This window comes from Williamsia muralis NBRC 105860 (assembly GCF_001598915.1).
Taxonomy (GTDB): Bacteria; Actinomycetota; Actinomycetes; order Mycobacteriales; family Mycobacteriaceae; genus Williamsia; species Williamsia muralis.
In genome coordinates this window covers 985,403-1,009,940 of sequence record NZ_BDAP01000002.1, presented here as the reverse complement: position 1 = coordinate 1,009,940, position 24,538 = coordinate 985,403, and the positions used below count along the sequence as shown (strand labels likewise).

Here is a 24,538-nt window from a genome sequence, read left to right as displayed (position 1 = left end):
ACTCTCGCTCCATGAGATGGATGCGCGAATCGCCCCTTCGGCAAACGTCTGCGGTTCGGTCAGTGGCGAGCCTTCTCCAGACGATCGACGGCGGCGTCGTACTCGTCGACGAGGCCCTTGATCAGTTCTTCGGTCGGGGTGATGGCATTCATCCGGCCGACGATCTGGCCCGCGGGCATGGCGACGACACCGGGGTCGTCGGCACCCGAGATCCGGGCGTGTGCCTCGGCCACCAAGATGTTCTGCAGCGGCATCGGCAGCGGCTCGGGCGCGTTCTCGGCATCCCAGGCGTCGGTCCACTTCGTCTTGAGCAGTCGAGCGGGCTTGCCCGAGTAGATGCGGCGGCGCACGGTGTCGCGTGACGTCGCGTTCAGGATCGCCTGCTGGATCACCGACGGCCCGGCGCCCCGCACGCCGAGCTGGTACTCCGCGGCGGTCAACCAGTAGGTGCCCATCCACACCCCGGTGGCGCCCATGGCCAGCGCGGCAGCGATCTGACGACCGCTGCCGACCCCTCCGGCTGCCAACACGTGCGCCGCATCCCCTACGGCGTCAACGATTTCTGGCCACAACACCATGGACGTCACCTCACCGGTGTGACCGCCCGCCTCGTGCCCTTGCGCGATCACCAGGTCGACCCCGGCCGAGACATGGCGCAGGGCATGCTCTTTGGCGCCGGCGAGCGCGGCGACCTTCACCCCGTGGGAGTGCACATTCGAGATGACATCCTCGGGCGGCGAGCCCAGCGCATTGGCGATGAGCTTGATCTGCCCGTACTTGTCGGCATGCGTCATCGCGACATCGACGTGCGAACGCGCCACCGAATGCAGCCAGCCCAGAACGCCTGCACTCACCCGGTCACCGTCCGGCAACGGGGGCACTCCCAGATCGTCCAGAGTGCGCTCGACGAATGCACGATGCTCCGGCGGGATCATGGAATCGAGGTCGACTTGCGACCCCTCGGTGGGGATCTTCGCCGGCATCACCACATCTACGCCGAACGGTTTGCCGTCGGTGTTCTCGCGCATCCAGTCCAGGGTGGCGTCGAGTTCTTCCGCCTCGTTGAACCGGACGCAACCGAGCACGCCCATTCCACCGGCCCGGCTGATCGCAGCGGCGACATGCTCCGACGGTGTGAAGCCGAAGATCGGGTATTCGATCCCGAACTCGTCTGACAGGGAGGTACGCACCGGTTAGGCCTTTCGTGAAGAAGTGGAGAGGTTTTCGTCGGCAGGCCGCGACTCGGTGATCTCGGTACCCCACCGGTAGTTCGGCTTTCCGGCGGGCGACCGCTTGATCTCGTCGACGAACCACACCGAGCGCGGGCATTTGTACCCGGCGATGTCCTGGCGAGCGATCTTGTTGATGTCTTCGAGCGACGGGCGAACGCCGTCGCGGGTGGCCACCACCGCGGCGACCCGCTGCCCGTACCGTTCGTCGGGCACACCCACCACAACGGTGTCGAAGACGTCGGGGTGGGCCTTGAGGGCCGATTCGACCTCTTCTGGGTGGATCTTCTCGCCACCGGAGTTGATGCACACCGACCCGCGGCCGAGCATCGTCACGGTGCCGTCGTCCTCCACACGGGCCTGGTCACCCGGAATGGAGTACCGGACACCGTTGTAGACCTTGAACGTCTTGTCCGACTTCACCGGATCGTTGTAGTACCGCAGCGGGATGTGCCCGGTTCGGGCCAGGATGCCGATCTCGCCACTGCCGGGTTCGATGATCGAACCATCTTCGCGCAGAACAACTGTCGACAGGTCGGCCTTGACGCGCGGACCGCCGCCGCTGTGTGAGGTCTCCTTGGAGATGATCCCCATCCCCGAGAATCCGGTCTCCGAGGATCCGATCGCGTCGATGATGATCGCATTCGGGAACTTGTCGATGAACTGATCCTTGACCGACGCCGAGAACAACGCGGCAGACGACGCCACCGACACCACCGAGCTGAGGTCGTAGTCCTTCTCGCCGAGAGCGTCGATCATGGGGCGCCCCATGGCATCTCCGGTGATGAAGATGACGTTCACCTTGTGGCGTTCGACGATCTCCCAAGTCTGGTGCGCACCGAACTCCGGGTAGACGATTGCCTTGCCGCCACCGAACAGCGCCTGGAACACGGCCCATTGGGACCCACCGTGGATGAACGGCGGGATCGGGAATCGGACGAGCTGCCCACCTTCGGCCCCCGTCTTCGCGAAGTGCCACTCGTCGTTGATGGGTTCACCGGAGTACCAGTCGATCCCACCACCGAGCACCCGGAACACATCCTCCTGGCGCCAGACGACGCCTTTGGGATTGCCGGTGGTTCCGCCGGTGTAGAGCATGTAGATGTCGTCGTCCGACCGCGCCTCGAAGTCGCGCTCGGTTCCGCCGTCGGCAACCGCCTTCTCATAGGGCAGCCCCTCGACGGCGGAGATGTCGAGATCTGACCCGTCTTCGATGACGATGACGGCCCGCAGCTTCGGCGCCTTCGACAACACGTTCGCCACCTTGTCGACGTACTGGCGCTCGACGATGAGCACCTTGGTGTCGGAGTCGGTGAGGATGTGTTCGAGTTCGCTCTCGACGTACCGGAAGTTGACGTTGACCATCACGGCCCTCGCCTTGAAGATCGCGACCATCGACTCGACGGCCTCGATACCGTTTCTGCTGTACAGGCCCACCGATTCACCGGGCGCCACCCCGAGCGCCCGAAGGGTGTGCGCCAGCCCGTTGGCCCGCTGTTCCAGTTCCGTGTAGGTCTCGCTGCGGCCGTCGGTCTCGAGAGCCACGCGGTCGCCCATCAGGTCGACGGCATGCTCGATCAGGTCGGCGATGTTGTAAGCCATACCCCCAAAACTAGAACGTGTTACCTTTCGGTGGCAAGGCCGGGGCGAGATCCGCATCACACGGCCTTCGTCACGTCGTCATGCCATCGTTCAGGAGCCCAGATGTCTGATTCCGCCCCCCACTGTCTCGTCGAGAAGCGCGATCACACGTTGATCGTCACGATGAACAGGCCCGAAGTCCGCAACGCCCTGTCGGGCGACATGTTGGCCATCATGGGAGAGGCCTGGGACCAGGCCGATGAGGACAACGAGATCCGCACCGTGATCCTGACCGGCGCGGGTGGCTACTTCTGTGCCGGCGCCGACCTGAAGAACATGAACAAGTCCGCTCCCGGTGACTCATTCAAGAGCGGCGGCTTCAATCCGAACATGCTCGACTCCCTGCTCAAGGGCCGCAGGGTGACCAAGCCCGTCATCGCGGCCGTCGAGGGCCCCGCGATCGCCGGTGGCACCGAGATCCTGCAGGGCACCGACATCCGGGTTGCCGGCGAGAGCGCGAAATTCGGTGTGTCCGAGGCCAAATGGGGCCTGTACCCACTCGGCGGCAGTGCAGTTCGCCTGGTTCGGCAGATTCCGTACACCGTCGCCGCCGAGATACTGCTCACCGGCCGGCACATCACCGCCCAGGAAGCGCTGGACTACGGGCTGATAGGCCACGTGGTGCCCGATGGCACCGCGCTCGACAAAGCCCTCGACATCGCCGCGCAGATCGCCGCGAACGGGCCGCTCGCCGTGCAGGCGATCCTCAAGGCCATCCGCGACACCGAGGGCATGCACGAGAAGGACGCGTTCAAGATCGACGCCGAACTCGGCGTCAAGGTGTTCATGAGCAAGGACGCCAAGATCGGACCGAAAGCGTTCGCGGAGAAGCGAACCCCCGAGTTCACCGGCCAGTAGCGATACCTGCCGCGGTGGTCGCGTCCAGTCCGTTCAACCCGTAACAGACGAACTCGACCACCGTCTCGGCGGTGGCATCGATGTCGACCACCGCACTGTTGTCCAAGATGATCGGCAGAACCGCGCCCATCAGGCACGACAGCACCGCTTCGCCTGCGACGTCGATGTCGAGTCCGTCCCGGAGATAGCCGTCCTCGATGCCGTGGCGGATGTACTGCCCACACAGATGCCCCAGTTGGGCGTAGCTGCCTGCCAACGTCTCCATCGCGGCCGCGTCGATGCCCGGGGCCTCCATGGCGAGGAACGTCAAGACGTGCGGGCGCTCGAGCGCGTATTCGAGCAGGCGTCCGACCAGCTCACCGAGCCCGGTGATGAACTCTTCGCGCGTGCGCGGACGCGGACGGTGCAACTCGGCCACGGCGACCATCTCGGCGAGTTCGCGTGACAGCAATGCATCGAGAGCGTCGCGCTTGTTGTCGAAGTAGTTGTAGAAAGTGCCGTGGCTGCAACCGATCCGGGCAACTATCTCGGCGACCCCGACATCGCTGTATCCCCGCTCGACGAACGTCTCCAGTGCCGCGTCCAGCAGTTGGATCCGACGCTTCCGGGTGCGTCGGGTATCCGACCGCACCGTAGGCTGCACCACTGTTTCATCCAGCCTTTCTATCGTTTCAGAATTCCGTGCAGAGCAATTTCGGCGGCGCCGTCGACGTACCGGCCGCGTTGTGCCACATCGATGCCCCGCCGCAGCGACATCACGACGCCGGGAAGCGACATCATCATCAACATCCGGGCGACCACCGGCTTCTGAGCCGTGGACAACACCAGCCATCCGTGCTCGATCGCCTGCGTGAGCGATTGCAGTACAACGGCATTCAGCATTCCCTCGAGGCCGACGACCCTGGCCTTGAGTTCCTTGTCGATGGCGCTGGCCTGCACCCCGATCAGCCTCAGCATCGCGGGATCTTCGTCGATGAGGTCGTACAGCCGATCGGCGATGATCTGGAACCGTCGGAGCAGCTCGGTCGGAGAGGTCGGCTCGTCCAGGAGCATCGAGTACGGATCCACCGAGTGGAACAACCGCTCGACCGCCCAATCGAACACGTGGTCCAGCAGTTCACGTTTGCTGCTCACGTACCGATAGACGGTGCCCTGACCGATACCCGCCTCCTGCGCGATCTCGGCGATACTCGTGCCCTCGTAGCCGCGCTCCGTCAGCACCCGGAAAGCAGCTTCGATGATCTGGGTACGCCGCTGATCAGCCAGACCTGCGACCTTGGGGCGCCCTCTGGATCTACGTACTGGAGCGTCAGCGTTCATGGACGTGGTTCAGGCCCGCACGACTCGACTGCCGAGGAATCCGACGTATGCGGCCAACCCGACCAAACCGTAAACGCGGGACCGGCTGTCGGAGATGGCGAGGCCGATCAGCGTCTCGCTTGCACCATTCGCGTAAATCCATTCACGCGTGTTCTCGGGAAATGCAGGCTTCGTGATCGATTCGAAAGCCTGCGGAACAACAAAGTGCGCCAATCCGGTACCGGCGATTCCGAAACCGATCAACTTCGGCAACACCGACGTCGTCGTCTTTCCGGTCTTGTAGGCGGTTTTCGCCGTCACCACCGCCGGGCTCTTAGACGCAACGGCCGCAACCACATGCGCCGCCTTCGACTTCTTGCTCCGCTGATTTTCAACAATTTTCAATTGCCGCACCTTTCGTCGCGATCACAGTATCTAAGCCTCTCTATCGCTCACCGGAGACGTGGCGCTACACACATGTACTTTTGTCTCTCAAATACGCCGCCGTCGATCGGCAACCTGGCATCGGGCCGTAAAATGCCCGGTCAGAAAAATACGCGATGTCGCATTGTCACCCCGATTTCGGCGGGCCGGCAATAGGCCCTGTGAAAATCAGCGCGGGACCGCCTGGCTCACGCCCCGTTGATGTCGAGCAACTGTGCCATCGCGCCGGCGCGAGCATGGTCGGGCAGGCCGGTCAGAGCACCGAGGAGGGCGTGCTCGGCCATCTGCCGGACGTCGCTTGCGGAGATGTCCTCACTCGCCAGCCATGCGTGGCACGCGGTCCTCAGCATCACCAGCCAGCTGTGCACGGCGATGCGCAGGAGCTCGGGGTGGTCGCGTCCGGGATCGATCACGGCCAGTATTCGATCCTCCTGTCCCCTGGTCGCTTTCTCGATCAGCGCGATCACCGCGGGATCCGAACTCGCCGCCCCCGAATAGATGGCCTGGGAGCCATGCCGATTGGCTCGGCAACTCGCCAGATAGGCGTCGATTCCGTGGCGGAGTTGCTCAAGGAGTGGCAGCTGCGGATCGGGTGCAGTGTCGGCGAGCATCCGCTCGGTGGCGCGTCGAACCAGCTCGGCAAAGAAGGCCCGCTTGGTCGGGAAGTAGTGATAGAGCAACCCGCGGGAGACACCCGCCAGCTCCGCGACCCGTTCGATGTGGACGTCGTCGTAGTGCTGCTCGGCAAACAACTCGGCGCCGAGGTCGAGTAGTTGGGCACGCCGCTGTTGCGGCGTCATCCGCGTTCTCACACCCATGCAGCCGAATACTACTTGACACAGGTTCAATAGCGGACCACCATAGCTATTGGATTTCGATTCAATAGGGAGCGGACATGGTGACCAGCACCGATCTCGGCACGCTGAACGATTTGGTGGGGCCCAACACGTGGGCAGATCAATTCCCGCATCCCCCGGGCCGGCTGCCCGTGGTCGGCGATCTTCGTTCGGTCGACCGCGAGGGTCCCGTCGTCAGCATGCTCGGCTGGCCCGCCGAGGTGTGGCCGATCGTGCAGTTCCGGGTCTTCCGCCACCGCTTCGTCATGATCGGGTCCGCCGAACTCACTCGGGAACTGTGCGACGAATCCCGGTTCGAGAAGGTACTCACGCCGGCAATCGCTGCGCTTCGAGATTTCGCCGGCGACGGATTGTTCACGGCGGCAACCGATGAGCCCAGCTGGCGTCTGGCACACGACCTCCTGATGCCCGCATTCAGCAAGACCGCCATGCAGAATTACCACCCGCTGATGGTGTCGGCCATCGACGAACTCTTCGACTTCTGGGAAGGTCGGGGCGACATCATCGACGTCGCCCCGGACATGACCCGCCTGACGCTCGAAACGATCAGCCGCGCCGCGTTCGGCAAAGACCTCGGCTCATTCGAACGCGAAACCCCGCACGACTTCGTGTTGGCGATGGTCGCCGGCCTCAAGACCGGCCAGCGCACGGGCGGGTTGTCGGGGTTGCCGGGATCCAAACCGATTGTCTCGCTGCTCCATCGGGCGAACGCACGGCACAAACGATATGTCGACTCCATGCTCGACGACCTGATCGCCGAACGCCGCAACCGTGCCGACGACGGCGCGGTGGATCTTCTGGCCATCATGTTGCGTGCCAACCGCGATCGAGGCGAGACCGCACTCGACGACGAGAACATCCGCCACCAGATCGTCACATTCTTGGTGGCCGGCCACGAAACCACCTCAGGAACATTGTCTTTCGCGCTGCACTACCTGGCCCGAAACCGCGAGCTCCTCGAGCGCGCACAGGCCGAGGTCGACGAGATCCTCGGTGGCAGTGAAGCCGTGCCCGAGTTCCAGCAGGTCGCCAAGTTCCGTTTCGTCCGGCGGGTGGTCGACGAAGCCTTGCGATTGTGGCCGACGGCTCCGGGATTCACCCGCGGGCCGATCGAGCCAACGGTTGTCGGCGGCCGGTACGAGATGTCGCCCGGGGACTGGGCCGTGGTCCACCTGCCCAAGGTGCACCGCGACCCCGAGGTCTGGACCGACCCGTTAAGTTTCGACCCCGACAGGTTTGCGGCCTCCGAGGTCAAGAAGCGTCCTGCCCACTCCTACAAGCCGTTCGGCACCGGCGAACGTGCCTGCATCGGAAGGCAATTCGCCCTCCACGAGTCGGTTCTGATGCTCGCGCGGTTCATCGCACGATACGACTTCGAACCCGCCGACCCCGACTACGAGTTGTCGATCACCGAACGCCTCACCCTCATGCCCGACGGTCTGCGCCTGCGTATCCGTCGTCGCTGACGCCCCCCGCAATGCGCGACGCCCGTGTCGAAACATGGGCGTCACGCACCAGAGCGGGCGTGGACTTGTCCCCAGACCAGCGGCCATCCACAACAAGCCCCCTCGACGGGGGTCAGGACGGTCGCGGGTGGACCACCATCTACCCATGGACATCGAGAGCCGGCGGGATGCATTCCTGCGCGCAGACCTGATCGCACACGGATATACCCCTTCGGAGATCCGAACTGCCCTTCACACCAGCAGGATCAGAGCCCTCGCGCCAGGAATCTACGCAGGTCCCGCACTGTGGCTCGAGCCGATGGAGAAACGGCACAGCGAACTGGGCAAGGCGACCGTTCGCAAGCTCGCCGGAAACTACCTGCTCGGCGGGCCGTCCGCAGCCGCTCTGCACGGGCTGCCGCTGTTCGGGGTGGACCCGCGCGTCGTCCACCTCGTCCAACCGACCGCCGACTCGGGAACCGGATCACGCAACTCGAAACTGCTCCGGATCCATCGCGACGCCCGACCGATGTCGGTCATGATGCTCGATGGTGTGCCGGTGACTTCTGCGGCGCGGGCCGTCGTCGACCTCGCCCGCCGCTCATCCCTGCCATCGGCGTTGGTCACGGGCGACGCTGCACTCCACCGCGGGTTGTGCACGGTCGCTGACTTGCACAACGAGTTGAAACTCATCGAGGGATTCCCCGGATATCCGCAGGCCAAGCGAGCCGTTGCGATGATGGATGCCCGCAGCGAATCAGCGCTCGAAAGCCGGAGCCGCGCTTCGATGCACATCGCGGGTATTGCGGCTCCGACCTTGCAACACGAGATCGCCGACGAATCGGGACGATTCATCGCCCGGGTCGACTTCGCATGGATCGCCCAGCGGGTTGTCGGGGAGGCGGACGGCCTCGTCAAGTACAACGGCGAGAACCTTCACCAGGTACTCGGCCGCGAGAAACACCGGGGTGACCGGATCACCGAGCAAGGCTGGCGAGTGGTCCGTTGGTCATCGGCAGACCTCGACGTGCCGGGACGGGTCCCGAATCGAATCCGTCACGCGCTCTCGATTGCCGGGAACGCATAAACCACGCCCGCGAAAATGCGCGACGCCCATGTTCGAACACGGGCGTGACGCACATGCGCGGGCGCGGCGAATTTAGAACATGTTCACTCAGACGAGGGTGCCCAGCCGGGTGATCTGGTCGACGTCACGGGTGGTGACCATCAGCATGCTGACGCCGGCTTGTTCCCACCGTTTGATCTGCGACCGCACCTCGTCTTCATCGCCGACGATCAGCGTCTCGAGGACCATCTCGTCGGGAACCGCGGCGATGGCCTCTTCCTTGGCTCCGGACAGGAATTTCTCCCCGATGTCCCGGACCACGTCTTTGTAGCCCATCCGCTTGTAGACCTCGGCGTGGAAGTTCTGTTCCTTGGCGCCCATGCCGCCGACGTACAGCGCCGTCGACGGCCGGTAGGCGTCGATCACCGCGGCCGGGTTGTCGGTGATCTCGACCTGCACGGTGGCCGCGACCTCGAAGGTGTCGCGGGTGCGCCGCGCCCCCGCCCGTGCGAAGCCCTCGGCCAGCCACTGTTCGTACATGTCCGACAGCCGCGGGGTGTAGTAGATGGCCAGCCAGCCGTCGGCTATCTCCGCCGACAACGCGACGTTCTTGGGTCCCTCTGCCCCGAGCCAGATCGGCAGGTCACTGCGCAGAGGATGGGTGATCGGCTTGAGCGATTTCCCGAGTCCTGTCGAGCCCGGCGCATCGGACGGGTACGGCAGCGGATAGTGCGGCCCGGGGTTGGTCACGCGGTCTTCACGAGCGAGCACGTCACGGATCACCTGCACGTACTCGCGGGTGCGCGCGAGCGGTTTGGCGAACGGCTCGCCGTACCACCCCTCGACCACCTGTGGACCCGACACACCCAGTCCGAGGATGTGCCTGCCGCCCGAGAGATGGTCGAGCGTCAGCGCGTGCATGGCGGCCGATGTCGGTGGCCGCGCCGACAGCTGCGCGATGCCGGTACCGAGCTTGATGGTGGACGTCTGCGACCCCCACCACGCCAGCGGCGTGTACGCATCCGAACCCCACGACTCGGCGGTGAACACCGCCTCGTATCCGGCGGCCTCCGCCGCTGCGATGAGAGCCGGCGCGTCCGGGATCGGCGCGGCCCCCCAGTACCCCAATTGCAGACCGAGCTTCATGGCCGCGACCTCCTGTTCGGTCAACTCCTTGCGAGAATAACTAGAACCTGTTCTACTCGATTCCGTGAGCGTGAACCAGATATCTGCCGGATTCGCAGCCCTAGTCGCCCCGATCGAAGATCCAGACGATCCAGTTCTGTCCGCACCGTTGAGCAACTCCTTTGATTACACCCGGTCCCTCGGACCGGTACTCGGGCGGTTCGCCCAGGGGTTGCTCGACGGCAAGGTCATCGGTGGTCGAGCCGCCGACGGGACCGTCTACGTACCCCCGGTCGAGTTCGACCCCGGTACGCACAAACGGATCGAAGACTTCGTCGAGGTGTCGCCGACCGGAACCGTGAAGTCATGGACCTGGATGGCCGAACCGTTTGAGGGACAACCTCTTTCCAAGCCCTTCGGATGGGCTCTGATCCAGCTCGACGGAGCGGACACCAGCCTGCTCCATGCAGTCGCCGTCGACTCCCCCGACGAACTGAGCACCGGGATGCGGGTGCACGCCGTCTGGAACACCGAGCGCACCGGCCGCATCGACGACATCGCGCACTTCGCCCCCGGCAACGAGGTGGCATCGGTACCGGACAACACCGCCGAGGTGCCGCACCCCGGCGTGATGATCACCACGCCGATCGCCCTGACCATGAACCACACCGCCTCGATCGAAGAGACCTGGTATCTGCAGGGACTCAAAGAGGGCAAGCTGTACGGCGGCCGCACCGGTCCCGACGCGCCGGTCTACTTCCCGCCCCGCGGCGCCGACCCCACCGACGGCAACCCGACCGGCGAGGTCGTCGAGGTGTCGGACAAGGGCACCGTCACCACGTTCTGCATCGTCAACGTGCCGTTCCTAGGTCAGCAGATCAAACCGCCGTACGTTGCCGCCTACGTTCTCCTCGACGGTTCGGACATCCCGTTCCTGCACCTGATCCTCGACATCGAGGCCAGCGAGGTGCACATGGGTCTTCGTGTGGAAGCCGTGTGGCGACCACGCGAGGAATGGGACTACACGTTGCGAAACATCAGCCACTTCCGGCCGACGGGCGAACCCGACGCCGACTACGACTCGTACAAGGACCACCTGTGAGCAGCACATACCGCGACATGCCGCCGATCGCAGTGATCGGATTCGCGCACAGTCCACACGTCGACGAGACGTTCGGCACCACCAACGGCGTCGAGATGCTGGTGCCTTGTTTCCAGAAGCTCTACGCCGAGCTGGGCATCACCCGCACCGACATCGACTTCTGGTGCTCGGGGTCCTCGGATTACCTTGCCGGGCGCGCGTTCTCGTTCATCTCCGCGATCGACTCGATCGGGGCCGTTCCGCCGATCAACGAATCGCACGTCGAGATGGACGCCGCGTGGGCTTTGTACGAGGCATGGGTGAAGATCGCCACCGGCGAGGTGGATGTGGCACTGGCCTACGGATTCGGCAAGCCTTCGGCATCACACACCGACCAGGTGCTGGCATTGCAGACCGACCCGCACACCGTCGCCCCGCTGTGGCCGGATGCTCGTTCGCTCGCAGCCCTGCAGGCCCGCGCGGGCCTCGACTCGGGAGCATGGACCGAAGCGGACATGGCGGCTGTGGCCGCGCGTGGCACCGACCGCTCGGTGGAGGACCTGCTGGCGTCCGATTACGTCTCCGATCCCCTTCGGGCACATGATGTCTGCCGCTACACCGACGGTGCCGCGGCGATCATCCTCGCCAGCGAACACCGCGCGAAGCAGCTCGTGGCCCGTCCCGCATGGATTTCCGGCTGGGACCACCGGATCGACACTCCGAACTTCGGTGCACGGGACCTCACCAAGTCACCGTCGACCAAGCTCGCCGGCGATGCCGTCCTCGGCGACAACCGCAAGGTCGACGTCGCCGAGCTCCACGCGTCCTACACACATCAGGAACTGATTCTCAAAAACGAGCTGGGACTCGATGATTCGACGATCATCAACCCCTCGGGCGGCGCACTGGCAGCCAACCCGCTGTTCTCCGCGGGCCTCGAGCGCATCGGCTTCGCCGCGAGCACGATTCTCGCCGGCAACGCCGACACCGCACTGGCCCACGCAAGCAGCGGACCGCTGCTGCAGCAGAACATGGTCGTCAAAATGGAAGGCAAGAACTGATGGGCCGGTATCGGGCTGCGGTGCAGGGCACCGGGCAGACCAAGTACGTGGCCAAGCGCCACGACGTGTCGATGGCCGGGATGTGCCGCGAAGCGATCGACAAAGCGCTGGCCGATGCGCAGGTGACGATGGACGACATCGACGCCGTTGTCGTCGGTAAGGCCCCCGACCTCTTCGAGGGCACGATGATGCCCGAACTCGCCATGGCCCAGGCGCTCGGCGCCGAGGGCAAACGGCTGATCCGCGTGCACACCGCCGGATCGGTCGGCGGTTCGACGGCGAACGTCGCAGCCAGCCTGGTCACCTCGGGTGTCCACCGGCGGGTGCTCGCCATCGCGTGGGAGAAGCAGTCCGAGTCGAATGCCATGTGGGCGTTGTCGATTCCGGTTCCCTTCACCATGCCTGTCGGCGCAGGCGCAGGCGGGTTCTTCGCCCCGCACGTGCGCTCCTACATCCGCCGCTCCGGTGCACCCGAGCACATCGGTGCGATCGTCGCCGCCAAGGACCGCCAGAACGGTGCGCTCAATCCGCTGGCCCACCTGCATCAGCCCGACCTCACCGTGGAGAAGGTGATGAGCTCGCAGATGCTGTGGGATCCCATCCGCTACGACGAGACGTGCCCGTCGTCCGACGGCGCCTGTGCCGTGGTGATCGGCGACGAGGAGACCTCCGACGCCAAGGCGGCCGACGGTATCCCCGTTGCGTGGATTCACGCGTCGGCGATGCGCACCGAACCGCTGTCCTACTCGCATCGCGACACCGTCAGTCCACAGGCAGGCCGCGACGCCGCCGCCGCATTGTGGAAGGCCGGCGGCATCTCCAATCCCCTCGAGGAGATCGACGCCGCGGAGATCTACGTGCCGTTCTCCTGGTTCGAGCCGATGTGGCTCGAGAACCTCGGGTTCATGCCCGAGAACGAAGGCTGGAAGCTCACCGAGGCAGGCGAGACCGCGATCGGCGGCAAACTACCGGTCAACCCGTCCGGCGGAGTGCTCTCGTCCAACCCGATCGGGGCCTCGGGCATGATCCGCTTCGCCGAGGCGGCCATCCAGGTGCAGGGCAAGGGCGGCGACCATCAGGTGGTGGGCGCGCGTAAGGCACTCGGCCACGCGTACGGCGGTGGCTCGCAGTACTTCTCGATGTGGCTCGTGGGCGCGGACAAGCCCACCCACTGACCCGACCGCCTGCTGGACCAACCTACGGAGATCTCGTGACCAAAGCAGAACCGGCGTACCTCAACATCGATCGGGAGAACAACCCCGCGGTTGTCGCCGGACGCCGCTCGCGCGAATACGTCGCCTCGCGCGACAAGGACGCCTGGGTGAAGCTCTTTGCACCCGACGGCATCGTGCAAGACCCGGTGGGTCCCTCGATGTTCGACGAAGAGGGCATCGGCTTCACCGGCCACGACCGGATCAGTCACTTCTGGGATCTGTCGATCGGCACCACCGAGAGCATCGAGTTCGTCTTCGACGAAGAGATCATCTGTGGCAACGAGGTTGCCTACATCGGCAAGATCGTCACCCACATCCACGGCCACATCTCCGAGGCACGTGGCGTCTTCACCTACCGCGCCAACCCGGACGGCTCGCTGGCCGCTCTGCGCGCGTTCTGGGAAGTGGAGAAGACGATCAACTCGGTGCGCAAGGCCTGAGGTCCGCACCCCGGAAACGCCCGAAGGTCAAGTGGTGCCGGCCTGCGCGTGATGGCTGGCACCATGGGGCTCATGTTCGAACGTGTGCGGCGTGGTGCCAGACAAAAACTCCAGCGTGCTGTGTCCGAGGTGGTCGACGACTCGAGCCGGGAGACAAACGCACTCGTCGAACAGCTTCACAGGCAGACAATGGACGCGCTCTCGGAGACCCGAGAGGAAGTCGTTGCACTGCATCGCCGGGTGAATCACCTCGAACAGCAGGTCCGCCGCGACCTCACCCACGTGATGGACACAGATGCCGCTCGCCAGTCAGGTGACTTCGTCCTCGCGCACATGCCCAAAGCTCCGCAGTTCTGGCATCCTCACGACACACTGCGGTACGCGCTCTCCCAGGTTCACATCCCTGGTATGGCACTGGAATTCGGGGTCGCGACCGGTACCACCCTGAACATCATTGCCGCAGAACTGAAACCAGAGCACCGCGTCTTCGGATTCGACGTCTTCTCAGGACTGCCGGACACGTGGCGGAGTGGCTTTGATGCCGGCGAGTTCGCACAGGACACGTTGCCGGACGTTCCCGGGGCGGACTTGATACGGGGATTGTTCGAGGACACGCTGCCCGATTTCCTCACCGAACATCGCGAGCCGGTGTCATTCCTGCACCTGGACGCAGACCTCTATTCATCCACCGCAACGGTGCTCGGTCTCGTCGGCCAGCGGCTGGTGGCAGGCACGATCATCGTGTTCGACGAATTCTTCAACTACCCGGGCTGGCAGCAGCACGAGTATCGGGCATGGCACGAGTTCGTGAGTCGCACCGGAATCGAGTTCGAATACCTCGGCTACACAGCCAGTCACGAACAGGTCATCGCGCGGGTGACCGCGCCGGTCGTTCGCCCGTGAATGTCGCTCTGCCAGAACACAAGAAGCCCCGGACGTGTCGTCCGGGGCCTCTTGTAGATGTCGTGCGACTCAGGCAGTGCCGTATTTGACCGACAATTCCTTGACACCGTTGATCCAGCCGTGGCGCAGACGGCGCGGCTCGGCGAGCTTGGTGATGTCGGGCATGTGGTCGGCGATCGCGTTGAAGATCAAGTTGATCTCCATGCGGGCCAGGTTCGCGCCCACGCAGTAGTGCGCGCCGTGGCCACCGAATCCGACGTGCGGGTTCGGGTCACGCAGGATGTTGAACTCGAAGGGGTTCTCGAACACATCCTCGTCGTAGTTGGCTGAGCCGTAGAACATGCCGACGCGCTGACCCTTCTTGACGGTCACACCACCGAGTTCGACGTCGTGGCGGGCGGTGCGCTGGAACGCGTTGACCGGCGTGGCCCAACGGACGATCTCGTCTGCGGCGGTCGCGGGGCGATCACGCTTGAAGATCTCCCACTGCTCCGGGTTGTCGAGGAACGCGTTCATGCCATGGCTGATGGCATTACGGGTGGTCTCGTTACCGGCGACGGTCAGCAGGATGACGAAGTAGCCGAACTCGATCTCGTCGAGTGACTGGCCGTCGATGTCGGCGTTGACGAGGGCGGTGACGATGTCATCGGCCGGACACTTCTTGCGATCTTCGGCCATCGTGTACGCGTAGCCGAGGATCTCGGCCGAAGAGAGCTGAGCCGGGGTGAGCCCTGACTCAGGGTCCACCTCGTTGAACTCCGGGTCGTCGGCGTTCATCATGTTGTTCGACCAGTGGAAGAGCTTCTCGCGGTCGTCCTCGGGGACACCGAGCAGATCTGCGATCGCCATCAGCGGCAGGTTGACCGCGACGTCGTCGACGAAATCGCCGGTTCCCTTGGCAGCGGCGTCCTTGACGATCTTCTGTGACGCATCCTCGAGCTTCTCCTCGAGCGCGTGCACCGCCTTCGGGGTGAACATCTTCGCCACCAGCTTGCGCAGGCGGGTGTGCTCGGGCGGATCGTGGTTGATCAGCAGCGCCTTGGTGACGTCGAGCTGCTCCTGCGTCATCGAGTCCTCGAAACGCATGATCACGCCGTTCTCGGCGGTAGACCAGTTCTCGTTGTTCTTCGAGATCGCGCGCACATCTTCGTGCTTGCTGACGACCCAGTACCCACCGTCGTGGAAGCCGCCGCCCTTTCCTTCTTCCTGGGCGTTCCACCACACCGGCGCTGTCTTACGCAGCTCCGCGAATTCCTTGACCGGGATGCCTTGTTCCAACAGGTCTGGGCTGGTGAAGTCGAACCCTTCCGCGAAAGGGCAAACCTTCTCGGCCTGCGTCATTGCAACCACCTAAATGCTAGACATGAACGTGTTCTAGTCGATGGTAGAGCAAGATGCGTCACAGTGGCTACTACCTGGTGAAATAGGACTTGTGTCCAGTTGGCAACTTGTTCTAGTTTTGGAATCAGACATCTGCATTCGAAGGGATTTGACATGGGAAAACCGGTGATTGTCGAGGCTACTCGCAGCCCGATCGGGAAGAGGGCCGGTTGGCTGTCCGGATTGCATCCGGCCGAACTCCTGGGGCTCACCCAACGGGCCGTCATCGAACGGGCCGGGATCGACCCGTCGGAGATCGAGCAGGTCATCGGCGGATGTGTGATGCAGGTGGGCGCGCAGTCCAACAACGTCACGCGCACGGCCTGGCTGCACGCCGGGCTGCCGTGGCAGGTGGGCGCGACCACCGTCGACTGCCAGTGCGGATCGGCTCAGCAGGCCAATCACCTGATCGCCGGCCTCATCGCCACCGACACCATCGACGTCGGCATCGCGTGCGGTGTCGAATCGATGACCACGGTGCCGCTGGGCGCGAACGTCATGCTCGAAGGCGCAGGCGAACGACGCCCGGAGTCCTGGGACATCGACATGCCCAACCAGTTCGAGGCGGCCGAACGCATCGCCACCCGGCGGGGCATCACCCGCGCCGACGTCGACGCACTCGGTGAGCGCAGCCAGCGGCTCGCCAAGCAGGCCTGGGACGAGGGCCGGTTCGACCGCGAGGTGTTCGGCGTCAAAGCTCCCGAACGGACCAAGGAGGGCGAGTTCACCGGCAACATCCTGGACGTGAACCGCGATCAGGGCATGCGCGACACCACGCTCGAGTCGCTCGGCAAACTCCGTCCGGTCATCGAAGGCGGAATCCACACTGCCGGCACGTCATCGCAGGTCTCCGACGGCGCCGCCGCGGTCCTGATCATGGACGAGGACAAGGCGAAAGCACTCGGCCTCAAGCCGCGCGCACGTTTTGTCGCCCAGGCCCTGGTGGGCGCCGAGCCGTACTACCACCTCGACGGGCCCGTGCAGTCCACCGAGAAGGTGCTGGCGAAGGCCGGGATGAGCATCAACGACATCGACCGCTTCGAGGTCAACGAGGCGTTCGCGTCCGTCCTGCTCTCGTGGGCTGCGGTTCACGGACCCGACATGGACAAGGTGAACGTCAACGGCGGCGCGATCGCGCTGGGCCACCCCGTCGGATCCACCGGGTCGCGACTGATCACCACTGCACTGCACGAGCTCGAGCGGTCCGACACATCGACGGCTCTGATTACGATGTGCGCGGGTGGAGCGCTCTCCACCGGAACCATCATCGAGCGGATCTGAGGTCGCGTGCCACAACAAGAAGCACCCAAAGCGCTCAACAGCAAGGCCGTCAGCACCATCGTCAAACTCGGGTCACGGGCGAACACCAAGATCTACAAGCTGACCGGTGGACGTATCGGGTCGAAGTGGCGGGTGGGCGCCGGGTTCAAGGAACCTGCGCCGGTCATCCTGCTGACCGCGATGGGCCGCAAATCAGGCAAACCGCGCACGGTGCCGCTTCTCTATCTGCGTGACGGTGCCAACGTGGTGGTGGTTGCCTCGCAGGGTGGGATGGCCTCGAACCCGGCCTGGTACCACAACGTCAAGGCCAATCCCGATGTGAGCGTCCAAGAGGGACGCAAGACGGTCGCCATGCGAGCGCGTGAGGCCGACGACCAGGAACGGGCGCGCCTCTGGCCCAAACTCGTCGAGGTGTACGCCGACTTCGACAACTACGCGGCCTGGACCGAACGCAAGATCCCGGTGATCATCTGCGAACCACGGTGATCATCTGCGAACGAAAATGAGCCCGGTGTCGCGCAGCGGCGCGGCACAACGGAGAAGAATTCATCCCCGGGGCGCCTGAAATTCTCGAAGAAGCGCGATGGTCGGTGGAACTGGTGTGTCAGGATTCGAGGCGACATGTCTGCAATTCCAGAGTCTTCACGCGCCAGTGCCCCCGTCTCATCGGCTGATCACCTGACCTCAGGTCCACCCGTCAGCGGCCCCTCCCGACGAACATTCCTGGGCGGTGCCGCGATCGGCGCGGTCGGCGTCCTGGGCACGGTGTACGCGGGCAGTGCAGCAGCCGACGGAACGAAGGCCCCGAGCGGCAACGTCTTTCGTCACGGTGTGGCATCCGGCGATCCACTGCCCGACCGGGTGATCCTCTGGACCCGCGTCACCCCCACACCCGATGCCGTCCCCGGATCGGGCAAGGGTGCATCCACCACCGTGCGCTGGGAGGTCGCGACCTCACCCGACTTCGGATCCGTGGTCTCGTCCGGCGTCACCACCACCGGCCCCGAGCAAGACCTCACCGTGAAGGTCGATGCCGGCGGTCTGTCACCGAACACGAACTACCACTTCCGGTTCCATGTCACGGGTGGGCCGGCCGCCGGTTCGACGTCGCCGGTGGGTCAGACGAAGACCGCTCCCGCCACCGCCGCGGACGTGGCAAAGGTCCGCTTCGGCGTGGTGTCGTGCTCCAACTGGGAAGCCGGATACTTCAGTGCCTACCGGCACCTGGCGGCTCAGCCCGGGCTCGACGCCATCGTGCACCTGGGCGACTACATCTACGAGTACGGCACCGCAGAATTCGGTGGTGGCACCGGCGTCGTGCGCCCCCACGACCCTCTGCACGAGATCGTGTCGCTGGCCGACTACCGGACCCGGCACGGCCAGTACAAGTCCGATCCTGACCTGCAGGCCGCCCATCTCAACCTGCCGTGGATCTGCACCTGGGACGACCATGAGTCGGCCAACGACGCCTACGCCGGAGGCGCCGAGAACCACGACGCCAGTGAAGGCGACTGGCCCGCGCGCAAGGCAGCCTCCGAGCAGGCCTACTTCGAGTGGATGCCGGTGCGTCCGGAGGTCGACGCCGGTGGTCGCCATCTGTACCGGCGCCTGCGGTACGGCAATCTGCTCGAGATCTCGATGCTGGATCTGCGCACCTACCGCACCGAACAGCAGTCCATGCTGTCCAACAAGGTCGACAGCACCTCGGCGAGCATCACCGGTTCGGCACAGATGTCGTGGCTCACCAACGGCGTGGTGTCGTCCCCCACGCGGTGGAAGATCGTCGGCAACCCGGTGATGATCAGTCCGATCCTGATCCCCCCGCTGGAGCCGGCCACCACGGCAGCGCTGACCGACCTGCTCGGGGTGCCCAAGGGTGGCATCCCACTGAACTCCGACGCGTGGGACGGCTACACCGCCGACCGCGATCGTCTGCACAAAGCGTTGCGCGACAACAACGTCGAGAACACTGTATTTATCACCGGCGACATCCACATGTCGTTTGCCTGCGACGTGCCCGCGGACGCCGCGAACTACCCCGGGGCGGGCACGGTCGGCACCGAACTCGTGGTGACCTCGGTGACGTCGAACAACATCGACGACATCGTCGGCGCGCCCGAGTACACGGTGGGGGCGGCCGCGGCCGTGGCGATGACCAACATCAACCGGCACATCCGCTGGGTCGACACCGACGCGCACGGTTACGCAGTCCTGACGGTGACTCCGGCTGCCACACAGATGGATTGGTTCTTCGTGAACAACCGCGCCGACCCGCGGTCCGGGCAGCGTTACGGTCAGTCGTGGCGGGTGCCGAGCGGCACGCAGCGCGTGCAGCCCTCTGGTTCACCAGCCCAGTAGTACCGGCCCGACCTAGGATTCCTTGATGACCAACACCCCGTCCTCGCCGAACAACGGCATCCGCCGGCGCACATTCCTCGCCGGATCGGCCGCCGCCGCAGGCGCAGGCCTGGTCCTGTCCGGACCTGCGCGAGCCGGTGGCCTCCCGTCGGGTCGGCCGGGTTTTCCCCAGACCGGTTCGTCGGTGCGGGTGCTGATCACCGGCGATGCCGGTACCGGCGAAGCCCCGCAGTACGCGGTCACCAAGGCCGCTCGCGCGCTGCACGCGCAGAATCCGTTCGGACTGGCAATCGGATTGGGCGACAACATCTACGAGTCGGGCCCGAACGGACCCGACGACAAACAGTTCGAGGAGAAGTTCGAGAAGCCGAACACCGGCCTCGACTTCCCATGGGTGATGGCGTTGGGCAACCACGACACCACCGCGGTCTTCCCGGGTGACGGTGGCTGGCTGCTGCGCGGCGATGCGGAGGTTGCGTACCACTCGCGGTCCAGCCGCTGGTACATGCCGCGACGCTACTACTCGGTGGCCGTTCCCGAGCAGGCACCGGTCGTCGAGTTCTTTGTCCTCGACCTCAATCCGATCGCCGCCTATATCCCACCGTTCTTGGCGCCCTACTGGGAACCGAACGGCACCTACATGACGGCGCAACGCAAGTGGCTGCGCGAGGCTGTCGCGGCATCGACCGCGACGTGGAAAATCGCGTGCACCCACCACCCGTACATCAACAACGGGCCGCACGGCAGTGCCGGTGGATATGACGGGATCCCCATACCTCCCATCAACGGCGTGCTGGTCAAGGAGTTCTTCGAGCAGGAGATCGCCGGACGGTTCCACTTCTTCATGTCCGGTCACGACCATTCGTTGCAGGTCTTCGACCCCACCATCGCCTCCAAGGGAACACGTCAGCTGGTGTCGGGTGCGGCGGCCAAGACGGTCGAAGACCGCTCGTCCAAAGAGCATCCGGCGCTGTACGAGAACTTCCGTGACCGCGGTTTCATGACGATGGACATCACGGCCTCGGGTGTGGATCTGCGGGTGTTCACGGTGGACCTGGCCACGGGAACTCCCACGCAGGTCTTCACGAAGTCGTACTCCGGCTGACCGCACCGGCCGATCCCTAATAGGATCGGGGCATGACTGATCCAGACCGTGCCGCCACCCGCCGTGACATCACCGCTGCCCTCGAGGCCGCCTTCGAACGCCGCCACGAAGTGCTCGATGCCATCGTGGAGGCCGAGGACCGGTCCGCGGCCGTCTCGGCCATCGCGAACCTCCTGTCCGTGCCCACCATCGGCGCCGAAGCAGTGCTGGGGATGTCGTTCGACCGCCTGACCGTGTCGGCACGGCGGGCCAACGCCGCCGAGCTCGAAGACCTGAACAGCAAACTCACGTTCACGCAGACCGAACGGCCCGCGGCCACCGCAGAAACGTTGACGCTGCGGCCGTTTGATGACAGCGATGCCGACCTCTTCGCCGCACGCACCTCCGACGTCGGGGCCGCGGGCGACGGAAGCGGCACTCCCGCATCGGGCATCGACGACGAGATCGCCGCCGCCCGCAGTCGCATGAAGGCAGAAGAGGCCGTGTGGCTCGTGGCCGTCGAAGGCGCCGACAAGGTGGGCATCGTGTTCGGTGAGCTGTCCGGCGGCGAGGTGGATGTCCGGATCTGGATCGCACCCGAGCACCGCAAGCGCGGATTCGGCACGGCAGCTCTTCGTCGTTCACGTTCTGAGCTGGCCGCGTACTTCCCCGGCGTCCCCATGGTCGTCCGGGCCCCCAGCTCGTAGTTCCCTCAGTTCCACCCGTCAGACCACAAAGACGCTCCCCCAAGTTTCTGGGTGGAGCGTCTTTGTCATGTCAGGCGCTGATCAGCGGTGCGGGACGCCGAACTTGGCAACTATCTTCTTGATCTGTCCGGACTCGTCGAACTCGAAGCTCTCGATGACCTTGGAGCGCAGGCCGAGCGGTTTGGGCTGGACATTCACGTAGAACGTGACGTGCACGGTCCGGCCTTCCACCCGAGCCTGGAACTCGGTGATCGCGTGGATGACCTTGTACTGAGGTCCTCGACTGAGGCTGCGGCGCAGATGATCACCGCTGCGCCCCGTTTTCACGCCCATCTCGATACGAACGCAGTCGGGGTGAAACGGTACGGCGGACGGGTCGTGGCTTGCCAGAGCGTCCACATAGGCTTTCGCGCCGGCGATCAGGTCGGCGTCGGAGCTCATCGCTTCTGCCCCAGGATCATCGGGCACCGTAGACCGGCATCGGTGTCGGTGCCTCGGCCAGGATGTCGGTGACAACCGGTCCGAGTTCCGCCGGATCCCATCGAGCGCCCTTGTCCCGCTTGACGCTGCGCTGCCAGCCGTCGGTGACGGAGACGGTCCCGCCCTCGACCTCGAACACCCGCCCGCTGACACTGCCGGCCTCCTCGGAGCCGAGCCACACCACCAGGGGGGACACGTTGGCCGGATCCATCGTGTCGAAGGAGCCGTCTTCGGGGGGCGCCATCTGCGCGGCCATCGCGTCACCTGCGCTGGTGGTCATGCGGGTGCGGGCCGACGGCGCGATGGCGTTCACCGTCACGCCGTATGCCTTCATCTCGGCGGCGGCCTGGATCGTCAGTTCGGCGATCGCAGCCTTTGCGGCCGCGTAATTCCCCTGTCCCACAGAGCCGTACAGACCGGCGCCCGAAGACGTGTTGATCACACGAGCGGCCCGCGGATTGCCGGCTTTCGACTCGGCGCGCCAGTACGCGGCGGCATGACGCAACATCGCGAAGTGACCTTTGAGGTGCACTCGGATGACGTTGTCCCAATCTTCTTCAGTCATGGAGACCAGCATCTTGTCGCGCAAGAAACCGGCGTTGTTGACCAGGATGTCCAGTGCCCCGAAGGTTTCGATGGCCGTGTTCACCAGGTTCTGCGCACCGGCCCAATCGGCCACGTCGTCACCGTTGACAACTGCCTCGCCGCCCGACGACTTGATCTCTGCGACAACCTGTTCGGCCGGGCTCTCACCGGTGGTCGACCCGTCGAGCCCCGCCCCGATGTCGTTCACCACGACCTTGGCCCCTTCGCGCGCATAGGCGAGCGCGTGTTCGCGACCGATCCCCCGTCCGGCACCGGTCACGATGACCACTCGACCGGCCACGATTCCACTCATCAATTCGCTCCTCAATCCGTTCGATATCGACTCAACAGATGCAACTCTGGTTCACCCAGGTACTTCGTTCGACCCCACGTCCCAGAAAGCCAGGCGCTCGCCCCCGCCGTGTACTTCCAATGTTGACCCGGTCAGGTACGAGGCCAGCGGCGACAACAGGAACGCTGCGGCATTGCCCACATCGGATGGCAATGCGAGACGTCCCATCGGGATCGTCCGGCCCACCGCGGCAATGCCGTCTTCATCGCCGTAGAAGAGATCGGCCTGTTCAGTCCGCACGGCACCCACCACGACCGAGTTGATCCTCACCCGCGGAGCCCATTCCACGGCCAATGTTGCGGTGAGAGAATCGAGTCCGGCCTTGGCAGCGCCGTACGCCGCGGTGCCCGGTGACGGGCGGTGTCCGCTCAGACTGGATACGTTGACGATCGATCCGCCCGATTGTTGGTCCTGCATCACCTTGTTCGCCGCCTGCGCGATGATCAACGGGGCCAGCAGGTTCAATTCGACGATCTTCGAGTGGAATCGGGGGGATGCGTCGGCCGCAAGGGCGAACGGTGACCCGCCGGCGTTGTTGACCACGGCATCGAGTGCGCCGTGCCGGGAGACGATGTCGTCGAGCATCGCGGCCACCGCCTCGGCGTCCCGGATGTCGCAGCTCACGAACTCGGCATACGGGGTGGAATAGGGGTCGTCGGCAGGTCGCCTCGCGCACGCGATCACCGTGGCACCCAGCTCGGTGAGGACCGAGCTGATGCCTGCACCCACTCCCCGGACACCACCGGTGACCAGCACAACCCGCCCGGACAGCTCCAGGTCCATTCAGTCTCCCGCTTCGCTCGGTTCGTTCGGTGTTAAAGTACCAAGCAATTGCTTGGTTGGTCTACAGCCCGACGGTACGCGAGGAGCATCGATGCCCATCACCACCACCACGGTCGAACCGGGGATAGTCACGGTCACGGTCGACTTTCCCCCGGTCAACGCCTTGCCATCGGCGGCCTGGTTCGAACTCGGCGAGGCCATCACGGCCGCGGGCCGAGACCGCGCCACCCATGTGGTGATCCTGCGGGCCGAGGGTCGCGGCTTCAACGCCGGAGTCGACATCAAGGAGATGCAGGCCACCGAGGGATACGACGCCCTCATCGCCGCCAACCGGGGATGTGCGGTCGCCTTCGCCGCGGTCTACGACTGCGAGGTGCCGGTCATCGTCGCGGTCAACGGCTTCTGCGTCGGCGGCGGCATCGGCCTGGTCGGCAATGCCGACGTGATCGTCGCCTCGGACGACGCGGTGTTCGGACTTCCCGAGGTCGACCGCGGTGCACTCGGAGCAGCGACCCATCTCGCGCGCCTCGTCCCGCAGCACACCATGCGGACCCTGTACTTCACGGCGCAGAACGTCACCGCTCAACAGCTCGAGCACTTCGGGTCGGTGCAGAGGGTGGTGCCGCGTGCCGAGCTCGACGAAGCCGCACTGGAGATCGCCCGCAAGATCGCCGCGAAGGACACCCGCGTGATCCGCGCGGCGAAGGAAGCGATCAACGGCATCGACCCGGTCGATGTGAAGACGAGTTACCGCCTGGAACAGGGATTCACGTTCGAGCTGAACCTCGCCGGTGTCGCCGACGAACACCGCGACGCCTTCGTGGAGACCGGAAAGCCCAAAAGCGCAACGAGTAAAGGGGCCTGA

At 64.8% G+C, this 24,538-nt stretch carries 25 protein-coding genes; 14 read left to right on the top strand and 11 right to left on the bottom strand.

The annotated features are described in order from the left end of the window. Positions 1-59: 59 nt before the first annotated feature. Complete coding sequence (locus WIMU1_RS11415) at positions 60-1,190, bottom strand: NAD(P)H-dependent flavin oxidoreductase (RefSeq protein ID WP_062797199.1); 1,131 nt, start codon at positions 1,188-1,190, stop codon at positions 60-62. A gap of 3 nt (positions 1,191-1,193) precedes the next feature. After that, complete coding sequence (locus tag WIMU1_RS11410) at positions 1,194-2,831, bottom strand: acyl-CoA synthetase (RefSeq protein WP_062797197.1); 1,638 nt, start codon at positions 2,829-2,831, stop codon at positions 1,194-1,196. Between the two features lie 102 nt (positions 2,832-2,933). On the opposite strand from WIMU1_RS11410, the gene WIMU1_RS11405 reads away from it, so the two are divergent. Continuing rightward, positions 2,934-3,728, top strand: a complete 795-nt coding sequence (locus WIMU1_RS11405; RefSeq protein ID WP_023961206.1) for a crotonase/enoyl-CoA hydratase family protein — start codon at positions 2,934-2,936, stop codon at positions 3,726-3,728. Here WIMU1_RS11405 and WIMU1_RS11400 read toward each other — a convergent pair. The 4 genes from WIMU1_RS11400 to WIMU1_RS11385 all read right to left on the bottom strand — a co-directional run bounded on the left by WIMU1_RS11400 (position 3,715) and on the right by WIMU1_RS11385 (position 6,289). After that, entirely contained in the window at positions 3,715-4,374 is a 660-nt protein-coding gene (locus WIMU1_RS11400) for a TetR/AcrR family transcriptional regulator (protein ID WP_158599245.1), read from the bottom strand. The two genes, WIMU1_RS11405 and WIMU1_RS11400, sit on opposite strands and share 14 nt — an antisense overlap. 17 nt (positions 4,375-4,391) lie before the next feature. Further along, the gene (locus WIMU1_RS11395; protein WP_084248168.1) at positions 4,392-5,048 is read right to left on the bottom strand and encodes a TetR/AcrR family transcriptional regulator; all 657 of its coding nucleotides are present in this window, start codon (positions 5,046-5,048) and stop codon (positions 4,392-4,394) included. 9 nt (positions 5,049-5,057) lie between these two features. Next, positions 5,058-5,432, bottom strand: a complete 375-nt coding sequence (locus WIMU1_RS11390; protein ID WP_369792656.1) for a DoxX-related protein — start codon at positions 5,430-5,432, stop codon at positions 5,058-5,060. 227 nt (positions 5,433-5,659) lie between these two features. Next, positions 5,660-6,289 (bottom strand): TetR/AcrR family transcriptional regulator, encoded by a 630-nt coding sequence (locus WIMU1_RS11385; protein WP_084248167.1) that lies wholly within the window; start codon positions 6,287-6,289, stop codon positions 5,660-5,662. Between the two features lie 77 nt (positions 6,290-6,366). Here WIMU1_RS11385 and WIMU1_RS11380 point away from each other — a divergent pair, with 77 nt between their 5' ends. Both WIMU1_RS11380 and WIMU1_RS11375 read left to right on the top strand, forming a co-directional pair. Then, a complete protein-coding gene (locus WIMU1_RS11380) occupies positions 6,367-7,794 on the top strand; it encodes a cytochrome P450 (protein ID WP_062797189.1) in 1,428 nt (475 codons plus the stop codon). Between the two features lie 145 nt (positions 7,795-7,939). Beyond that, positions 7,940-8,860: a type IV toxin-antitoxin system AbiEi family antitoxin gene (locus WIMU1_RS11375; RefSeq protein ID WP_062797187.1), complete on the top strand. Its 921-nt coding sequence runs from the start codon at positions 7,940-7,942 to the stop codon at positions 8,858-8,860. 87 nt (positions 8,861-8,947) lie between these two features. Here the strand turns inward: WIMU1_RS11375 and WIMU1_RS11370 are convergent, their stop codons facing one another. Beyond that, positions 8,948-9,985, bottom strand: a complete 1,038-nt coding sequence (locus WIMU1_RS11370; RefSeq protein WP_062797629.1) for an LLM class F420-dependent oxidoreductase — start codon at positions 9,983-9,985, stop codon at positions 8,948-8,950. Positions 9,986-10,049: 64 nt separating this feature from the next. On the opposite strand from WIMU1_RS11370, the gene WIMU1_RS11365 reads away from it, so the two are divergent. From WIMU1_RS11365 to WIMU1_RS11345, 5 genes are all read left to right on the top strand, one after another. Beyond that, a complete protein-coding gene (locus WIMU1_RS11365) occupies positions 10,050-11,066 on the top strand; it encodes a Zn-ribbon domain-containing OB-fold protein (protein ID WP_084248166.1) in 1,017 nt (338 codons plus the stop codon). Between the two features lie 17 nt (positions 11,067-11,083). Continuing rightward, positions 11,084-12,106, top strand: a complete 1,023-nt coding sequence (locus WIMU1_RS11360) for a thiolase family protein (RefSeq protein ID WP_030172638.1) — start codon at positions 11,084-11,086, stop codon at positions 12,104-12,106. Continuing rightward, positions 12,106-13,281, top strand: coding sequence for a thiolase family protein (locus tag WIMU1_RS11355; RefSeq protein ID WP_062797183.1), 1,176 nt, complete (start codon positions 12,106-12,108; stop codon positions 13,279-13,281). The genes WIMU1_RS11360 and WIMU1_RS11355 overlap by 1 nt, the downstream gene beginning before the upstream one ends. 35 nt (positions 13,282-13,316) lie before the next feature. After that, a complete protein-coding gene (locus WIMU1_RS11350; RefSeq protein WP_023961186.1) occupies positions 13,317-13,760 on the top strand; it encodes a nuclear transport factor 2 family protein in 444 nt (147 codons plus the stop codon). Positions 13,761-13,832: 72 nt separating this feature from the next. Beyond that, positions 13,833-14,663, top strand: a complete 831-nt coding sequence (locus tag WIMU1_RS11345; protein WP_062797627.1) for a class I SAM-dependent methyltransferase — start codon at positions 13,833-13,835, stop codon at positions 14,661-14,663. A gap of 69 nt (positions 14,664-14,732) precedes the next feature. Here WIMU1_RS11345 and WIMU1_RS11340 read toward each other — a convergent pair whose 3' ends face one another. Next, positions 14,733-16,004, bottom strand: a complete 1,272-nt coding sequence (locus WIMU1_RS11340) for a cytochrome P450 (protein WP_084248165.1) — start codon at positions 16,002-16,004, stop codon at positions 14,733-14,735. A gap of 153 nt (positions 16,005-16,157) precedes the next feature. Between WIMU1_RS11340 and WIMU1_RS11335 the strand changes: the two genes are divergently transcribed. The 5 genes from WIMU1_RS11335 to WIMU1_RS11315 all read left to right on the top strand — a co-directional run bounded on the left by WIMU1_RS11335 (position 16,158) and on the right by WIMU1_RS11315 (position 21,473). Continuing rightward, entirely contained in the window at positions 16,158-17,324 is a 1,167-nt protein-coding gene (locus WIMU1_RS11335) for a steroid 3-ketoacyl-CoA thiolase (RefSeq protein ID WP_062797179.1), read from the top strand. A gap of 6 nt (positions 17,325-17,330) precedes the next feature. Continuing rightward, positions 17,331-17,810: a nitroreductase family deazaflavin-dependent oxidoreductase gene (locus tag WIMU1_RS11330; protein WP_062797177.1), complete on the top strand. Its 480-nt coding sequence runs from the start codon at positions 17,331-17,333 to the stop codon at positions 17,808-17,810. 135 nt (positions 17,811-17,945) lie between these two features. Beyond that, positions 17,946-19,682, top strand: a complete 1,737-nt coding sequence (locus tag WIMU1_RS11325) for an alkaline phosphatase D family protein (RefSeq protein ID WP_084248164.1) — start codon at positions 17,946-17,948, stop codon at positions 19,680-19,682. 25 nt (positions 19,683-19,707) lie between these two features. After that, entirely contained in the window at positions 19,708-20,787 is a 1,080-nt protein-coding gene (locus tag WIMU1_RS11320; protein WP_062797175.1) for a metallophosphoesterase, read from the top strand. A gap of 32 nt (positions 20,788-20,819) precedes the next feature. Next, the gene (locus WIMU1_RS11315; protein WP_062797173.1) at positions 20,820-21,473 is read left to right on the top strand and encodes a GNAT family N-acetyltransferase; all 654 of its coding nucleotides are present in this window, start codon (positions 20,820-20,822) and stop codon (positions 21,471-21,473) included. Positions 21,474-21,554: 81 nt separating this feature from the next. On the opposite strand, the gene WIMU1_RS11310 is transcribed toward WIMU1_RS11315, so the two are convergent. From WIMU1_RS11310 to WIMU1_RS11300, 3 genes are read right to left on the bottom strand one after another with little or no spacing between them, the layout of a single operon-like run. Next, on the bottom strand, positions 21,555-21,914 hold the full coding sequence (locus WIMU1_RS11310; protein WP_062797172.1) for a nuclear transport factor 2 family protein: 360 nt from the start codon (positions 21,912-21,914) through the stop codon (positions 21,555-21,557). A 16-nt stretch (positions 21,915-21,930) separates the two neighbouring features. Continuing rightward, positions 21,931-22,851, bottom strand: a complete 921-nt coding sequence (locus tag WIMU1_RS11305) for an SDR family oxidoreductase (protein WP_062797170.1) — start codon at positions 22,849-22,851, stop codon at positions 21,931-21,933. A gap of 51 nt (positions 22,852-22,902) precedes the next feature. After that, on the bottom strand, positions 22,903-23,673 hold the full coding sequence (locus tag WIMU1_RS11300) for an SDR family oxidoreductase (RefSeq protein WP_062797169.1): 771 nt from the start codon (positions 23,671-23,673) through the stop codon (positions 22,903-22,905). Between the two features lie 91 nt (positions 23,674-23,764). Here WIMU1_RS11300 and echA20 point away from each other — a divergent pair, with 91 nt between their 5' ends. Further along, a complete protein-coding gene (gene echA20 / locus WIMU1_RS11295; protein ID WP_062797167.1) occupies positions 23,765-24,538 on the top strand; it encodes a (7aS)-7a-methyl-1,5-dioxo-2,3,5,6,7,7a-hexahydro-1H-indene-carboxyl-CoA hydrolase in 774 nt (257 codons plus the stop codon).

What these genes read in the sequence shown, in the direction of transcription:
- WIMU1_RS11410 (WP_062797197.1), bottom strand. Translation starts at nt 2,831, where the DNA reads ATGGCTTACAACATCGCCGACCTGATCGAGCATGCCGTCGACCTGATG.
- WIMU1_RS11405 (WP_023961206.1), top strand. Translation starts at nt 2,934, where the DNA reads ATGTCTGATTCCGCCCCCCACTGTCTCGTCGAGAAGCGCGATCACACG.
- WIMU1_RS11395 (WP_084248168.1), bottom strand. Translation starts at nt 5,048, where the DNA reads ATGAACGCTGACGCTCCAGTACGTAGATCCAGAGGGCGCCCCAAGGTC.
- WIMU1_RS11385 (WP_084248167.1), bottom strand. Translation starts at nt 6,289, where the DNA reads ATGGGTGTGAGAACGCGGATGACGCCGCAACAGCGGCGTGCCCAACTA.
- WIMU1_RS11380 (WP_062797189.1), top strand. Translation starts at nt 6,367, where the DNA reads ATGGTGACCAGCACCGATCTCGGCACGCTGAACGATTTGGTGGGGCCC.
- WIMU1_RS11375 (WP_062797187.1), top strand. Translation starts at nt 7,940, where the DNA reads ATGGACATCGAGAGCCGGCGGGATGCATTCCTGCGCGCAGACCTGATC.
- WIMU1_RS11370 (WP_062797629.1), bottom strand. Translation starts at nt 9,985, where the DNA reads ATGAAGCTCGGTCTGCAATTGGGGTACTGGGGGGCCGCGCCGATCCCG.
- WIMU1_RS11360 (WP_030172638.1), top strand. Translation starts at nt 11,084, where the DNA reads ATGCCGCCGATCGCAGTGATCGGATTCGCGCACAGTCCACACGTCGAC.
- WIMU1_RS11355 (WP_062797183.1), top strand. Translation starts at nt 12,106, where the DNA reads ATGGGCCGGTATCGGGCTGCGGTGCAGGGCACCGGGCAGACCAAGTAC.
- WIMU1_RS11345 (WP_062797627.1), top strand. Translation starts at nt 13,833, where the DNA reads ATGTTCGAACGTGTGCGGCGTGGTGCCAGACAAAAACTCCAGCGTGCT.
- WIMU1_RS11340 (WP_084248165.1), bottom strand. Translation starts at nt 16,004, where the DNA reads ATGACGCAGGCCGAGAAGGTTTGCCCTTTCGCGGAAGGGTTCGACTTC.
- WIMU1_RS11335 (WP_062797179.1), top strand. Translation starts at nt 16,158, where the DNA reads ATGGGAAAACCGGTGATTGTCGAGGCTACTCGCAGCCCGATCGGGAAG.
- WIMU1_RS11325 (WP_084248164.1), top strand. Translation starts at nt 17,946, where the DNA reads ATGTCTGCAATTCCAGAGTCTTCACGCGCCAGTGCCCCCGTCTCATCG.
- WIMU1_RS11320 (WP_062797175.1), top strand. Translation starts at nt 19,708, where the DNA reads ATGACCAACACCCCGTCCTCGCCGAACAACGGCATCCGCCGGCGCACA.
- WIMU1_RS11315 (WP_062797173.1), top strand. Translation starts at nt 20,820, where the DNA reads ATGACTGATCCAGACCGTGCCGCCACCCGCCGTGACATCACCGCTGCC.
- WIMU1_RS11310 (WP_062797172.1), bottom strand. Translation starts at nt 21,914, where the DNA reads ATGAGCTCCGACGCCGACCTGATCGCCGGCGCGAAAGCCTATGTGGAC.
- WIMU1_RS11305 (WP_062797170.1), bottom strand. Translation starts at nt 22,851, where the DNA reads ATGAGTGGAATCGTGGCCGGTCGAGTGGTCATCGTGACCGGTGCCGGA.
- WIMU1_RS11300 (WP_062797169.1), bottom strand. Translation starts at nt 23,673, where the DNA reads ATGGACCTGGAGCTGTCCGGGCGGGTTGTGCTGGTCACCGGTGGTGTC.
- echA20 (WP_062797167.1), top strand. Translation starts at nt 23,765, where the DNA reads ATGCCCATCACCACCACCACGGTCGAACCGGGGATAGTCACGGTCACG.